Annotated in this window: 10 protein-coding genes; 5 read left to right on the top strand and 5 right to left on the bottom strand. The window is 71.3% G+C overall.

Going from position 1 to position 14,010, the window contains the following annotated elements; genetic code table 11:
* Positions 1-114: 114 nt before the first annotated feature.
* Together ACFY8W_RS37685 and ACFY8W_RS37680 are read right to left on the bottom strand one after the other, a co-directional pair.
* Positions 115-1,041, bottom strand: a complete 927-nt coding sequence (locus ACFY8W_RS37685) for a universal stress protein (RefSeq protein WP_391115692.1) — start codon at positions 1,039-1,041, stop codon at positions 115-117.
* Positions 1,042-1,232: 191 nt separating this feature from the next.
* Positions 1,233-2,024, bottom strand: a complete 792-nt coding sequence (locus tag ACFY8W_RS37680; protein WP_391115691.1) for a sigma 54 modulation/S30EA ribosomal C-terminal domain-containing protein — start codon at positions 2,022-2,024, stop codon at positions 1,233-1,235.
* A gap of 453 nt (positions 2,025-2,477) precedes the next feature.
* On the opposite strand from ACFY8W_RS37680, the gene ACFY8W_RS37675 reads away from it, so the two are divergent.
* Positions 2,478-4,877 (top strand): phosphoketolase, encoded by a 2,400-nt coding sequence (locus ACFY8W_RS37675; protein ID WP_391115690.1) that lies wholly within the window; start codon positions 2,478-2,480, stop codon positions 4,875-4,877.
* A gap of 87 nt (positions 4,878-4,964) precedes the next feature.
* Here the strand turns inward: ACFY8W_RS37675 and ACFY8W_RS37670 are convergent, their stop codons facing one another.
* Both ACFY8W_RS37670 and adhP read right to left on the bottom strand, forming a co-directional pair.
* Positions 4,965-5,675: a CBS domain-containing protein gene (locus ACFY8W_RS37670; RefSeq protein ID WP_391115689.1), complete on the bottom strand. Its 711-nt coding sequence runs from the start codon at positions 5,673-5,675 to the stop codon at positions 4,965-4,967.
* A 124-nt stretch (positions 5,676-5,799) separates the two neighbouring features.
* Positions 5,800-6,810 carry an alcohol dehydrogenase AdhP gene (adhP, locus tag ACFY8W_RS37665; RefSeq protein ID WP_391115688.1) on the bottom strand — a complete coding sequence of 337 codons (1,011 nt, stop codon included), beginning with the start codon at positions 6,808-6,810 and terminating at the stop codon, positions 5,800-5,802.
* A 238-nt stretch (positions 6,811-7,048) separates the two neighbouring features.
* On the opposite strand from adhP, the gene gap reads away from it, so the two are divergent.
* The 4 genes from gap (at position 7,049) to ACFY8W_RS37645 (ending at position 13,273) form a co-directional block, all read left to right on the top strand.
* On the top strand, positions 7,049-8,077 hold the full coding sequence (gene gap, locus ACFY8W_RS37660) for a type I glyceraldehyde-3-phosphate dehydrogenase (protein ID WP_391115687.1): 1,029 nt from the start codon (positions 7,049-7,051) through the stop codon (positions 8,075-8,077).
* A gap of 41 nt (positions 8,078-8,118) precedes the next feature.
* Complete coding sequence (locus ACFY8W_RS37655) at positions 8,119-8,679, top strand: hypothetical protein (protein ID WP_391115686.1); 561 nt, start codon at positions 8,119-8,121, stop codon at positions 8,677-8,679.
* A gap of 140 nt (positions 8,680-8,819) precedes the next feature.
* Positions 8,820-11,480, top strand: coding sequence for a bifunctional acetaldehyde-CoA/alcohol dehydrogenase (gene adhE, locus ACFY8W_RS37650; RefSeq protein ID WP_391115685.1), 2,661 nt, complete (start codon positions 8,820-8,822; stop codon positions 11,478-11,480).
* Positions 11,481-11,548: 68 nt separating this feature from the next.
* Positions 11,549-13,273 carry a GAF domain-containing protein gene (locus tag ACFY8W_RS37645; RefSeq protein WP_391115684.1) on the top strand — a complete coding sequence of 575 codons (1,725 nt, stop codon included), beginning with the start codon at positions 11,549-11,551 and terminating at the stop codon, positions 13,271-13,273.
* 170 nt (positions 13,274-13,443) lie between these two features.
* Here the strand turns inward: ACFY8W_RS37645 and ACFY8W_RS37640 are convergent, their stop codons facing one another.
* Positions 13,444-13,908 (bottom strand): pyridoxamine 5'-phosphate oxidase family protein, encoded by a 465-nt coding sequence (locus tag ACFY8W_RS37640; RefSeq protein WP_391115683.1) that lies wholly within the window; start codon positions 13,906-13,908, stop codon positions 13,444-13,446.
* Positions 13,909-14,010: the final 102 nt, after the last annotated feature.

Raw genomic sequence — 14,010 nt, 5'->3', positions numbered from 1 at the left:
CGGGGGGGGGGGGCGGGGGGGGGGGGGGGGGGGCCCCCCCGCGGGGCGGCGCCCCCCCCCCCCCCCCCGGGCCCCGGCAGACTCCAGCGAGGTCATGCCGACCGCGAGCGACGGTCAGAGGTGCCGCACCACCGCCACAGGCGCCGCGGCATGGTGCAGCACCGCGTGCGTGACCGGGCCGATGCGCGGGCCGATCGCCGAGCGGCGTACACGCCGTCCCACGACCAGCAGTGAGGCGTCCTTCGAGGCGTCCACGAGGTGGTCAGCCGCCCCGCCCACCACACACTGCTCCTTGACGTCGACCTCCGGGAACTTGCCCCGCCACGGCCGCAGCACGTCGGCGAGCACACTTGCTTCACGCAGTCCCATCGCGATGCCGTGTCCGGGATCGACGGCTTCGGGGTCGTGGCCGAAGACGATCGGTACGTCCCACCCGTGGACGACCCTCAGGGCGGCCCCGCGTGCGGCGGCGGAGGAGAAGGCGAACTCGATCAGCTCGTCGCACGGCCGGGTGAGGTCGAGCCCCAGCACCACATCGAGGTACCGCGCCCGGTCGATCGGGCCGTCCCCGGGCTGCTCCTCGTCCTCGGCCCGCTCGCCGGCCCGCACGACGACGACCGGGCACTCGGCGTGCGCGATGACGGGCAGTGACACCGATCCGGCCAGAAGGCCGCCCAAGGCGCCCAGCCCTCGCGAACCCAGAACCAGGACCTCCGCCCTGTTCGCCGCGGCGAGCAGCACCTCGACGGGGCGGCCGAAAGCCTGCTCGACGCTGACGCGCAGACCAGGATGGTTCTCTCGCACCCGCTCGGCCGCCTCACGCGGGACACGCTCGGCCCAGTGCCGGGTGATGGTCGTTTCGCCGGATGCGGTGTCCGCACCCGTGAACGGGGCGTGGGTGAAGCCCGGCGACCAGTCCTGCCAGGCGTGGACGATGTGCAGGGGCAGACCCCGCAGCAGCGCCTCTCGGGCAGCCCACTGCGCGGCAGCCTGCGACTCCATCGAGCCGTCCACAGCGGCGATGACCGTACCTTGTGACATGAAATCCTCCGTGTAAGGGGACGTTTCCGTCGGAGAAACAACCGCGGACCAGGCGAAGGCCGGGCCCCCTCCGCAGGTGAGCGGTACTTGTCGGCGGCGAACAGGCCGGCTGTTCGGCTGTTCACGGCGGCCGGCAGGGAAGCGAGGGGGCGGGCCGGAAGCCTGGTGCTTCCGGCCAGAGGGTGGGAGCTCTACCGGGCCGGGGTGATCAGCCCGTAATGGCCGTCGTAGCGGTGGTAGAGCACGCTGCCCCGGCCGGTGGCCGTGTCGGCGAAGAAGACCCACGGCAGTCCGGTGAGGTTCAGCCGCTGAACGGCCTCGGGCACCGTGCTCACCGGCACGGGGACCGTGCTCACGCTCAGCAGCCCCTCGGCCTGGGGCTCCTCGCCCACGGGCCCCAGCGATGCCAGGCGGTGGCGGCCGGTGCGGACGTCGCGGTAGACCACGCTGTCGTACCCGGAGGTCAGGTCCGTGAAGACCCAGAAGTCGTAGTCCATGGCCTCCAGGTCGATCACGGCGTCCTCGGGCGTCTGCCGGTTCCGGCTGAACGACTTGTACCGCTCGATGCGGCGCTCCTCGGCCGGCAGGTGCTGACGGTGCGGACGGTGCTCGTGGCCCGCGCTGTCCCACCACGCCTCCTGGACGGCGCCGGAGGACCCGCGCGGCCCGTACCGCCGTGCCCGGGCCAGCCGCACGGTCAGACGCTCCTGCAGAAGGTCGACCGCTTCGAACATGGTGCTCGCCGCCACGTGGGCACGTACCGGCCGACCGCTCACATCGACCACGGCCTGGGCCGTGGCGGGGCGCGCCGCCGAGCAACGGACCGCCTGAATGAGCTTCACCTGGGCGGCCAGCACCGGCTCGCTCACGTGGTCGATGGTCGCGAGCACCTTCTCCCGCGCGTAGGTGGCCGCGCCTCGGGGCACCTGTCCTCGGCTGCGGACCTGGACGTCGACTGCCTGGCTGGTCTTGAGACCGCTCATGGGAACTCCTCCTCGATCGCTCTCAGCCTGTCCGGCGCAGACTGTTCCCGGCAGAGCCGACGGGGCCGTCGCAGCGGGGCGACCGGTCCCCCTCACCACCATCCATCCGGGACGTCCGGACATCCGCGAAGGGCCGTTCGGTCCAGGGCCAGGCCGGGAATGGAGCCAGGGACAAGTACAGGACAGGCACGTGGCCGTGGTCAGCCGGGACAGCACGAGGGAACTGCTGAAGTGACCCATCCGGCCCTTACTGCGGCGCTTCTGCTGTGTCAGCGTTTTGGACCGCAGGCGTGTTTACGGCCATGGGACCCAGGACCCGTGGAATCGCGTGGGGCGCGTGCCCTCGGGCGGTCCTGAGGGGTTCGCGTGCCCGCGACGCGGGATGTCGCACGCTTCGGCCACGCCGGCCCGCCGCCCCGCTTGCCGCCCGCGACCACACACGACGGAGGAAGCATGCGCGAGGACGAGCGCTCTGAAGGCGTACCGCTGACCGACGAGGAGCTCGGTGCGCTCGACGCGCACTGGAGGGCCGCCAACTACCTGTCGGCCGGCCAGATCTATTTGATGGACAATCCGTTGCTGAGGAAGCCGCTGGAACCGGCGCACATCAAGCCGCGGCTGCTCGGGCACTGGGGCACCTCCCCGGGCCTCAACCTCGTGCACACCCACCTCAACCGCGTCATCAAGCGGCACGGCATCGACACGCTGTGCGTCTGGGGGCCCGGACACGGCGGGCCGGCCGTCCTCGCCAACTCCTGGCTGGAAGGCAGCTACAGCGAGATCTACCCTGATGTGAGCCGCGACGAGGACGGCATGGCGCGGCTGTTCCGGCAGTTCTCCTTCCCCGGCGGGGTGCCGAGCCACGTGGCGCCCGAGACCCCCGGCTCGATCCACGAGGGCGGCGAACTGGGCTACTCCCTGTCGCACGCCTACGGCGCCGCCCTGGACAACCCGAACCTGCTGGTGGCGTGCGTCATCGGAGACGGCGAGGCGGAGACGGGACCGCTCGCCGCCTCCTGGCACTCCAACAAGTTCCTCGACCCGGTCCACGACGGAGCGGTCCTGCCCATCCTCCACCTCAACGGCTACAAGATCGCGAACCCCACCGTGCTCGCACGGCTGCCGGAGGCGGAACTCGACGAGCTGCTGCGGGGTTACGGCCACGACCCCCTGCACGTCACCGGCGACGACCCGCACCGGGTCCACCGGGCCATGGCCGCCGCGATGGACACAGCCCTCGACCACATCCGGCACATCCAGCAGCAAGCCCGGACCGGTGCCCCCGTCGGACGGCCGCGCTGGCCGGTGATCGTCCTGCGCACGCCGAAGGGCTGGACCGGACCCGCCACGGTCGACGGCGTCCCCGTCGAGGGCACCTGGCGGTCCCACCAGGTGCCCCTGGCGGGCGTCCGTGACGACGACGGCCACCGGGCCCAACTGGAAGCATGGCTGCGCTCGTACCGTCCCGAGGAGCTCTTCGACGAGACCGGCCGGCCGAGCCCCCAGGTGCTGGAGTGCGTCCCGGAGGGCCTACGGAGGCTCGGTGCGACCCGCCACGCCAACGGCGGCCTCCTCCTGCGGGACCTGCCCCTGCCTCAGCTCGAACCCTTCGCCGTCCCTGTGGACCAGCCCGGCGCGACCCGCCACGAGCCGACTGCGGTACTCGGAGACCTGCTGGAGAACGTCATGGTCTCCACCGGCGAGCGCCGCGACTTCCGCCTCGTCGGTCCCGACGAGACGGCCTCCAATCGCCTCCAGAAGGTGTACGAGGCCACTGGCAAGGCATGGCAGGGCCCGGTCCTGGAGACCGATGAGCACCTCGACCGGCATGGCCGGGTCATGGAGATTCTCTCCGAGCACACCTGCCAGGGCTGGCTGGAGGGTTACCTGCTGACCGGCCGGCACGGGCTGTTCTCCTGCTACGAAGCCTTCGTCCACATCGTCGACTCCATGGTCAACCAGCACATCAAGTGGCTCAAGACCTCCCGGGCCCTGCACTGGCGCGCACCTGTCGCCTCACTCAACTACCTGCTCACGTCCCATGTGTGGCGCCAGGACCACAACGGCTTCTCCCATCAGGACCCCGGATTCGTCGACCACGTCCTCAACAAGAGCCCCCAGGTCGTCCGCGTCTACCTCCCGCCGGACGCCAACACCCTGCTGACCGTCGCAGACCACGCGCTGCGCAGCCGCGACCAGGTCAACGTGATCGTCGCCGGCAAACAGCCCTGCTTCGACTGGCTCTCCCTCGACGACGCCCGCGCCCACTGCGCCCGCGGCGCCGGAGTGTGGGAATGGGCAGGTACCGAGGACGGGACCCGCGACCCGGACGTCGTCCTGGCCTGCGCCGGTGACGTCCCCACCCAGGAGATCCTCGCGGCGGCCGGCCTCCTGCGGCACCATCTCCCTCAGCTCGTCGTACGGGTGGTGAACGTCGTCGACATGACCCGGCTCATGCCCCGCGAGGAACACCCCCACGGCATGACCGACCCGGAATACGACGCCCTGTTCACCCGCGACAAGCCGGTGATCTTCGCCTACCACGGGTACCCCTGGCTCGTGCACCGTCTCGCCTACCGGCGCACCGGCCACCCGAACCTGCACGTACGCGGCTACAAGGAGGTGGGCACCACCACGACCCCCTTCGACATGGTCGTGCGCAACGACCTCGACCGCTACCGCCTCGTCATGGACGTGATCGACCGCGTGCCCGGCCTTGCCGTACGAGCCGCGGGCGTGCGCCAGACCATGGCCGACGCCCGCACCCGCCACCACGCCTTCATCCGCGAACACGGCACCGACCTGCCCGAAGTCACCGATTGGAGCTGGAACAACGGACGGCAGCCGGCATGATCCCACCGTCCGCATCGTGCCACGCTGAATGCCGACCGGCTGCGCAGCAAACGGCCCCGTACCCCTCCGTCCGCCTTTCGGGCATCTTCAAGGAGAAGGGGGCATCCGCGGCACAGGCGAGTCGCCCCGCCTGTCGGCCGTCAGCCGGTTGACCACGCCGACGACGCCGTCGACCCGCCAGGCGGCCCGGACCAGAGCCGTGGTGTCGATCTCCCGTCCGGCGACGCCCGCGAGGGTGACGATCCCGTCCCGCACATCGATGTGAAGCCTGCCGGCGTCGTGTGCGGGACCGTGGGGGTACACGATGTCGGCCACGGCTTCGTGGATCTCCTCGTCGGTACGCAGGAAGACGCGCAGGAGGTCGCGGCGTGTGGTGATGCCGATGAGGCGGTCCTCCTCGTCCACCACGGGCAGCCGGTCGATGTGGCGGCGTTCCATGATGCGCGCCGCGTCGACCACGCGCTGTTCGGGATGCACCGTGACCGCGGGACTGGTCATCAGTCCGCCGGCCGTCAGGGCCGGTCCTGCGGTGGGTCGCGCGTGCGCGAGCCACCGCAGGACCCGCAGCACGCGGTCCCGGCCGGACCCTGTCCGGCCGCGCGCCGCCTGGCGCCGGGTGAGGTCGGTCTGCGAGACCACGCCCATGACCTTGTCGTCGTCGTCCACCACCGGCAGGCCGCTGATGTGGTGGGAGGTCAGCAGGCGGGCGAGCTCCTTGAAGGAAGTGCCGGGGTGTGCCTGGACCACTTCGCCGGTCATCACCTCGCCCACCGTCCGGTGCTTCACCACGGTTCTCATCTCCATTCGCCTGATCAGCTCTTGCCCGCTGCCCACGGCGTCACGGTCTCCGTCCCCGGCAGCGGGGAACGGGTCTCGGGGGCGCGGATGTGAGGGCGTCCACTTCGAGGGAGGCCGGGGTACTTCACATGTCGAAGACGATGCGTGCCTTGACCCGGCCGTCGAGCACCTCGTCGATGCATTCGTTGACGGACGACAGCGGCCGGGTCTCGTAGATCACGCGGGTGCGTCCGGCGGCGTGCAGCTGGAACACCTCGGCCAGGTCCTGGCGGGTGCCGACGATCGAGCCGATGACGGACGTCCCGCCGAGGACGGTGGAGAAGACCGGCACCTGGACGACACCGTCCGCGGGCAGGGCCACCATGACCAGCTTGCCGCCACGGCGCAGACCCGCCAGGGCGGTCGCGAAGGTCTCCTCGCTCACCGCCAGTGCCAGGGACGCGTGGGCTCCGCCATGTCGCTGGAGCACCGCCGCCGGGTCCTCTCTGCGGGCGTCGATGAGGATGTCCGCGCCGAGCTCGGCGGCGAGCCGGAGCTTGTCGTCGGAGATGTCGATCGCGGCGACCGTCGCGCCGGCGATCTTGGCGTACTGCACGGCCAGGTGCCCCAGTCCGCCGATGCCGGAGATCGCCACGAGGTCGGCCGGTCCGATGCCGGCCACCTTCAGGGCCTTGTACGTGGTGACTCCCGCGCACGTCAGGGGTGCCGCCTCGCGAGGGTCGATGCCGTCGGGAACGGGCTGCGCGAAATCGGCGTGCGCGAGCATCTTCTCGGCGTACGCGCCGTCGACGCCGTAACCCGTGTTGACCTGCTGTTCGCACAAGGTCTCCCAGCCGGACAGGCAGTGCTCGCACCGTCCGCAGGCCCAGCCCAGCCAGGGCACGGCCACGCGCTGCCCCACCGACAGGTGCGTGACGCCCGCGCCGAGTTCCTCGACGATGCCGACACCCTCGTGTCCGGGGACGAACGGGGGCGTGGGCTTGACCGGCCAGTCGCCGTGCGCCGCGTGGATGTCCGTGTGGCACAGCCCGGACGCCTCGACACGGATGCGGACCTGCCCAGGGCCGGGGAGGGGATCGGGACGCTCCTCGATCACCAGCGGCTCTCCCAGGGCCTTCACCACTGCTGCCTTCATGGCCTGCTCCTCTTGTTCGTCGCTGCTTCCAGAGTGGTGCGAGGCGCCAGGAGAGGACAGAACCGGTCAGGACCTGCATCACGGGCCGTTCGGCCCGTGATCCGGCGGGCCCCTCGGCACGTGCGGGAGACGAAGGCCCAACGGCCCTGGGGCATCTCCGTTCGGCCCCTGCCCCCCGGCGAGGCGGAGCCCGCAGGCTGACACCACCTGATCGGCACCCCTGGGAGGGCGGGCGGAGATGACCGTACGCATAGGAATCAACGGCTTCGGACGTATCGGGCGCAACTACCTGCGCTGCGTCATGGAACGTGCGGAGGCCGCCTGCGGCACCCCGGTGGAGGTGGTGGCCGTCAACGACCTCGCCTCTCCGGCCGCGCTGGCCCATCTGCTCGCCTACGACTCGACCTGCGGCAGGCTCGGCCGCACCGTCGAGCACGACGACGAGTCCATCACGGTGGACGGGCACCGCATTGCCGTCACGTCCGAGCGAGACCCGGCCGACCTGCGCTGGGGCGACCTCGGAGTGGACGTGGTCATCGAGGCCACCGGCCGCTTCCGCACCAGGGAGGACGCGGGTCGGCACCTGCGGGCGGGTGCACGCAAGGTGCTGCTCTCGGTGCCCGGCAAGGACGTGGACGCCACCCTCGTCATGGGGGTCAACGAGTACGCGTACGACCCGTACGCGCATCACGTGATCTCCAACGCGTCCTGCACCACCAACTGCGTGGCCCCGATGGCGAAGGTGCTCGACGAGCGCTTCGGGATCGTCAAGGGACTGATGACCACCATCCACGGCTACACCAACGACCAGGTCGTGCTCGACGGTCCGCACAAGGATCTGCGCCGGGGGCGTACGGCCGCCGTGAACATCATCCCGACCAGCACCGGCGCCGCCCGCGCCGTCGGACTCGTGCTCCCCGACCTCGCCGGCACCCTGGACGGCATCGCCGTGCGCGTCCCGGTCGAGGACGGCTCGCTGACGGACCTCACCCTCGTCCTCGAGCAGCCGGTGTCCGTGGAGGACGTCGACTACGCCTTCCTGGAAGCCGCGGAGGGGCCGCTGAAGGGCATCCTGCGCGTGAGTCACGCCCCGATCGTCTCGCGCGACATCGTCGGCGACCCCGCCTCCTGCATCGTGGACGCCCCCCTGACCCAGGCCCACGGGAACCTGGTCAAGGTCTTCGGCTGGTACGACAACGAGTGGGGCTACACCAACCGTCTCGCCGACCTGACCCAGTACGTCGCCGCCCTGCTCGACCCCCGATGAGAGCCGGGCGCCCGGCCGACCGGGAAGAGGAAGGCGCCACGGTGCGCGTCAGGAGGGTGCGGCTGTGGCGGTGGCGGCGCAACGCGCTGCGGCACCGTTCCCACGCGGTGGAGGGCTGGATCCTCTTGGTCCTGGGCGCGGCCGGGTTCATCGGTGCGCCGCTGGGTGGCGCGGTGGCCTGGGAGGCCGTGCTGGAGGGGCGGGCCCAGCAGCGGACCGAGCGCCACCTCACCGATGCGGTGCTGGTGGAGGATCCCGCCCCCGCGGCCAGGGGCGGCATACGCCTCCGGGCCACCGCCCGGTGGACCGCGCCCGACGGCACCACGCACACAGCCCGGGTGCCGGTCGGAAGCCACCTGGAGCGCGGAGCACGTGTCCCGGTGTGGACGGACGAGGACGGGGCGATGACCACCGCCCCGCTGGGGTCGGCCGCCGCACGGTTCGACGCCGCGGTGGCCGCACTCGCCGTCACGGTGAGCCTCGGTCTCCTGGTGCTCGCCGTCCACCGGCTCGTGCGACGGCGCTACGAGCGGCTCCGCGCTGCGCGGTGGGGCCGGGGATGGGCGCGGGTCGCCCCCGAGTGGGACCGCAAGAACGTCTGACCGGGAAATCCCGGAGACCATCGGGCCCCTCACCGGGACCTTCGGGACCTTCGCCCCGGGCATCTCGGGCGGAAGGCTGCAGCTGACGGGACGAGCAGACACTCCGTGACGGCCGATCCCCCGCATCCAGGGAGCTATCCATGACTCAGGTGACCAGTGACCGCCGCGACACCTCCGACGGGGACCTCCCCTCCGACGCGCGGATCGCCGTGGACGAACTCGTCGACAACGCCGCCAAGGCGCTCGCCGACTTCGAGTCCTTCACGCAGGAGCAGGTCGACCACATCGTCGCCAAGGCTTCCGTGGCAGCCCTGGACCAGCACACCGTCCTGGCGCGGCTGGCGGTCGCGGAGACCGGTCGCGGCGTGTTCGAGGACAAGGCCGCGAAGAACATGTTCGCCTGCGAGCACGTCACGCACAGCCTGTCCCGGGCCAAGACGGTCGGTGTCGTGGGCCGCGACGACATCGAGGGCATCATCGAGATCGCCGAACCCGTCGGCGTGATCTGCGCGGTCACGCCGGTCACCAATCCCACGTCCACGACCGTCTTCAAGGCGTTGCTGGCACTGAAGACGCGCAATCCGGTGGTGTTCGCCTTCCACCCCTCCGCGCAGGCGTGCAGCGCCGAGGCCGCGCGCATCGTGCGGGACGCCGCGGTCGCCGCCGGAGCGCCCGAGCACTGCGTGCAGTGGATCGAGGCCCCCTCGATCGAGGCCACCGGACTCCTGATGAGCCATCCGGGCGTGGCCCTGATCCTCGCGACCGGCGGGAACAGCATGGTCAAGGCCGCCTACTCGGCGGGCAAGCCCGCCGTGGGCGTCGGCGCCGGCAACGTACCGGCCTATGTGCACCGCAGCGCGGACCTGCGCAGGGCCGTCAACGACCTCGTCCTGTCCAAGTCCTTCGACAACGGCATGATCTGCGCGTCCGAGCAGGCGGTCATCCTCGACACCGAGGTGTACGACGAGGCCCTCGCCGAGTTCCGGCGCCTGCACGCGTACCTCGCGACGGCGGAGGAGAAGAGCAGGCTGGAGACCTACCTCTTCCCGCCGGACCCGGCCGGCCGGCAGGGCCGCGTCAATCCGGCGGCCGTGGGCCGGAGCCCCGCCTGGATCGCCGAGCAGGCCGGGTTCACGGTCCCCGAGGGGACATCCCTCATCCTCGCCGAGGCGAGCCGCGTCGGACCCGGCGAGCCGCTGACGCGGGAGAAGCTCTGCCCCGTTCTCACCGTGCTGCGGGCCGGTTCGCCCGAGGAGGGCTTCGACCTCGCCGCCGACATGGTCGCCTTCCACGGGCAGGGACACAGCGCGGTGATCCACACCGGCGACCCGGCCCTGGCCGAAAGCTACGGCCGCCGCATGAAGACCGTGCGGATCATCGTCAACTCCCCTTCCTCCCAGGGCGCGATAGGCGGCGTCTACAACCGCCTGCTGCCCTCCCTGACCCTGGGCTGCGGCTCCTGGGGAAGCACGTCCGTCTCCGACAACGTCTCCGCCGCCCAGCTGCTCAACATCAAGCGCCTCACCACACGGCAGAACAACCTCCAGTGGTTCAAGGTCCCGCCGAAGATCTACTTCGAGCCGCAGGCCATCCGCTACCTGGCTGCGATGCCGGAGGTCCACCGCGTCACCGTCGTCACCGACGCCACCATGACCCGGCTCGGATACGTCGACCGCGTCAGCCGCGTGCTGCAGCAGCGGGAGCGGCCCGTCACCATCCAGGTCATCGATGACGTCGAACCGGAGCCGAGCATCGATTCCGTACGGCGCGGCGCCGCCCTCATGCGCGACTTCCGGCCGGACACCATCATCGCCCTGGGCGGCGGGTCGCCCATGGACGCGGCGAAGGTGATGTGGCTGCTGTACGAACAGCCGGACGTCGACTTCGCCGACATGCGGCAGAAGTTCTCCGACATCCGCAAGCGCGCCTTCCGCTTCCCGGTGCTCGGCGAGCGGGCCCGGCTGGTCTGCGTCCCCACCACCTCGGGCACCGGCGCCGAGGTCACCCCCTTCGCGGTGATCTCCGATCCGGCGACCGGCAAGAAGTATCCGCTGGCGGACTACGCCCTGACCCCCAGCGTCGCGATCGTCGACCCGGCACTCACCGCCGACCTGCCGGCGACGCTCGCGGCCGACAGCGGCTTCGACGCCCTCACACACGCCACGGAGGCGTACGTCTCGGTCTACGCCAACGACTTCACCGACGGCCTGGCCCTGCACGCCGTCAAGATGATCTTCGAGAACCTGGAAGCCGCCGTCACCGGCCAGGACGCACCGCGAACGCTCGCCCGGGAGAAGATGCACAACGCCGGCACCATCGCCGGCATGGCCTTCGGCAACGCCTTCCTGGGCATCGTCCACGCGATGTCCCACACCCTGGGAGCCACCTTCCACGTCGCCCACGGGCGGACCAACGCGATCCTCCTGCCGCACGTGATCCGCTACAACGGCACGGTTCCCGGCAAACCGACGGGATGGCCCAAGTACGAGAGCTACCGGGCGCCCGAGCGCTTCCAGGACATCGCCCGCGCACTGGGGCTGCCGGCCTCCACCGCCGCCGAAGGCGTCGCCTCGTACGCCGCCGCCGTGGAACGCCTGCGCGACGCCGTCGGAATCGAACCGTCCTTCCGCGCCCTGGGCATCGACGAGACGGCCTTCATCACGGCTCTTCCCGAGCAGGCGCTGAACGCCTACGAGGACCAGTGCGCCCCGGCCAACCCGCGCATGCCGATGCTGGACGACATGGAGGAGATCATGCGAGCCGCCTACTACGCCGGGCCCCGGCCACTGCCCTTGATCTGACGCTCCGGGCCACCCGCTCGGCCGTTAGGCTGTCGCGGTACGGGCGGGTGATCGACGGAGGAGGCCCAGTGGGCGTGGAGGAGCCGCTGTCGCGGATGCCTCAGATGCGGCTCGACGAGCTGCTGGAGGAACTGCAGGCGCGTATCAACGCCGCACGGGGCACCCGGGACCGGGTGCACAGCCTGTTGGAGGCCGTCGTCTCGGTCGGCCGGGAGCTGGACCTCTCCCAGGTGCTGCGACGGATCGTGGAAGCCGCCGCGCTGCTCGTCGACGCCCAGTACGCGGCGCTTGGAGTGATCGGGCCCGATGGCCGGTCCCTGTCCCAGTTCCTCACCGTCGGCCTGACCGAGGAAGAGATCGCGAAGATCGGCCCCCTGCCGGCCGGACACGGCATCCTGGGCGAGCTCATCCGCAAACCCGAGCCGCTGCGCCTGACAGACCTCGGCGCCCATGAGGCGTCCTACGGATTCCCCGCCCACCACCCGCCCATGCGGACCTTTCTGGGTGTGCCCATCCGGGTGCGCGACGAGGTCTTCGGCAACCTCTACCTGACCGACAAGCACGGCGGTCAGGACTTCGACGCCGAGGACGAGTCGGTCATCTCCACGCTGTCCGTCGCCGCCGGTGTCGCCATCGACAACGCGCGCCTGTACGAGGCGTCGCAGCGCCAGCAGCGCTGGCTCCGGGCAAGCGCGGAGATCACCAACAGCCTCCTCTCCGGCAGTCCGCGGCTGGCGGTGCTGGAGCTCATCGCCCGCCGCGCCCAGGAGATCACCGGGGCCGGGCTCGCCGACGTCTCCGTGCCCGTCGCCGGGACGGACGACCTCGTCGTGGAACTGGCCCTCGGAGCGGACGACACCACCCGCAACGGACTGGTGGTCCCGATCGAGGGCACCCTTTCCGGCGCCGCGCACAAGGCCGGCGCGCCCGTGACCACCGTCGGCCTCGCGCAGGACGACCGCTACACCGCAGGCCCCCGCTGCTTCGACGGGCTGGGCCCTGCGGTCGCCGTGCCCCTGGGAACCGCCGCCGAGGACACCCGCGGTGTCCTGCTGCTGGCCCGGCACCAAGGAGACCCGGTTTTCACCGGAGCGGAGCTGGAGCCGCTGCTGGCCTTCGCCGGACAGGCCGCGCTCGCCCTGGAGCTGGCCGAGCGCCGCAGCGACGCCGAGCAGCTCGCCCTTCTGGAGGACCGCGACCGCATCGCCCGTGACCTCCACGACCTGGCCATCCAGCGGCTGTTCGCGACCGGCATGACCCTGCAGAGCGCGGCGCGACTCGTGCAGCACGAGGGCGCCGCCGAACGGGTCGCGCGGGCCGTCGGGGACCTCGACGAAACCATCAAGATCATCCGCTCCACGATCTTCGGCCTGCGCGCCCGCGAGGAGGACACCGGGCCGAGCCTGCGCGCACGGGTCGCCCGCACCGTGGGCGAGACGGCGACCACGCTCGGCTTCCCGCCCCGTCTGAGCATGGAGGGCCTGCTCGACACGGACGTGCCGCCGCACGTGGCCGACCATGTCACGGCAGCCCTGACCGAAGTGCTCAGCAACGCCGCCCGCCACGCCCACGCCACCCGGGTCGAGGTCACCCTCCAGGCCACCTCCGACGAAGTCGTCCTCACCATCACGGACAACGGCCGTGGCATCCCCGCCGACGGCAGGCGCAGCGGCCTGCGCAACATCGAGGAGCGGGCCCGCAGCGTGGGCGGCGCCCTGGAGATCGTCTGCCCCGAGGAGGGCGGCAGCCGGCTGGTGTGGCGCGCGCCTCTCATCTCCGGACCCGCGCAGTAGCCGCCGGATCCCCAGCCGGAGCGCGTCCGATCCTCCCGGGTGGGACCGGGGCCCGTGACCCGTCTGCCGGCCTCCCGCCGTTCCGAGGGGGCGCCGTGCAGCGGGTGCCCGCAGTCCCGGTGGGGTCGTGTGCCGCCGCGGAATTCGGCATCCGCGCGACCGGCAGGCCCCTACACGGTCAGCTGCATGCCCGTCACCAGGTCCGGCCGGATGCGCAACGCGGTGGTCGTGGCAGGGGTCTGCGCCCATGGGCGCAAACGGGCGGCGAAACCCGCGAGTTCCCCCTCCTCGGTGACCCGGCGGGCGTATCCGGTGACCACCACGCTCCAGCCGAGGTGCGTCTCGAGGTCGATGACGTCAGCCTCGTAAGCCACCACGACACCTGCGGCCTGGGTAGGCGTGACGATGGAGGCGAGCGTGGCGCCGTCATGCAACTGGACGATGATGTCCTCACCGTCCATGACGTGGTTGACCGGGCGGATGGCCGGCAGGGCCTGATGCGTGAAGACGATGCGCCCGAGCGAGATGCTGCCGAGCAGCCGCAGAGCCTCGGCACGGCCGAGCTGTCCCATGCGTCGCGGCGCCACCGCCTCACGGTGGCCGTCCACCGTGGTACGCGCGGCTTCGTCCTTCATCGTGCTCACCTTCTGCTCCGGCTCGGCCCCGGACGGCTTCGCCGCCTCCGGCCAGCGTCTCCCCTTGAACGCCGGCTCGGTAGGGCCGAACGGACCTTCTCG

Source organism: Streptomyces sp. NPDC012637 (genome assembly GCF_042954805.1).
Classification (GTDB): Bacteria; Actinomycetota; Actinomycetes; order Streptomycetales; family Streptomycetaceae; genus Streptomyces.
Note: the sequence above shows the minus strand (reverse complement) of the source record. Positions and strands in the feature narration are given on the sequence as shown.

Excerpts from the sequence above, each read along its gene's own strand:
- ACFY8W_RS37685 (WP_391115692.1), bottom strand. The coding sequence starts at position 1,041 with ATGTCACAAGGTACGGTCATCGCCGCTGTGGACGGCTCGATGGAGTCG.
- ACFY8W_RS37680 (WP_391115691.1), bottom strand. The coding sequence starts at position 2,024 with ATGAGCGGTCTCAAGACCAGCCAGGCAGTCGACGTCCAGGTCCGCAGC.
- ACFY8W_RS37675 (WP_391115690.1), top strand. The coding sequence starts at position 2,478 with ATGCGCGAGGACGAGCGCTCTGAAGGCGTACCGCTGACCGACGAGGAG.
- ACFY8W_RS37670 (WP_391115689.1), bottom strand. The coding sequence starts at position 5,675 with ATGAGAACCGTGGTGAAGCACCGGACGGTGGGCGAGGTGATGACCGGC.
- adhP (WP_391115688.1), bottom strand. The coding sequence starts at position 6,810 with ATGAAGGCAGCAGTGGTGAAGGCCCTGGGAGAGCCGCTGGTGATCGAG.
- gap (WP_391115687.1), top strand. The coding sequence starts at position 7,049 with ATGACCGTACGCATAGGAATCAACGGCTTCGGACGTATCGGGCGCAAC.
- adhE (WP_391115685.1), top strand. The coding sequence starts at position 8,820 with ATGACTCAGGTGACCAGTGACCGCCGCGACACCTCCGACGGGGACCTC.
- ACFY8W_RS37640 (WP_391115683.1), bottom strand. The coding sequence starts at position 13,908 with ATGAAGGACGAAGCCGCGCGTACCACGGTGGACGGCCACCGTGAGGCG.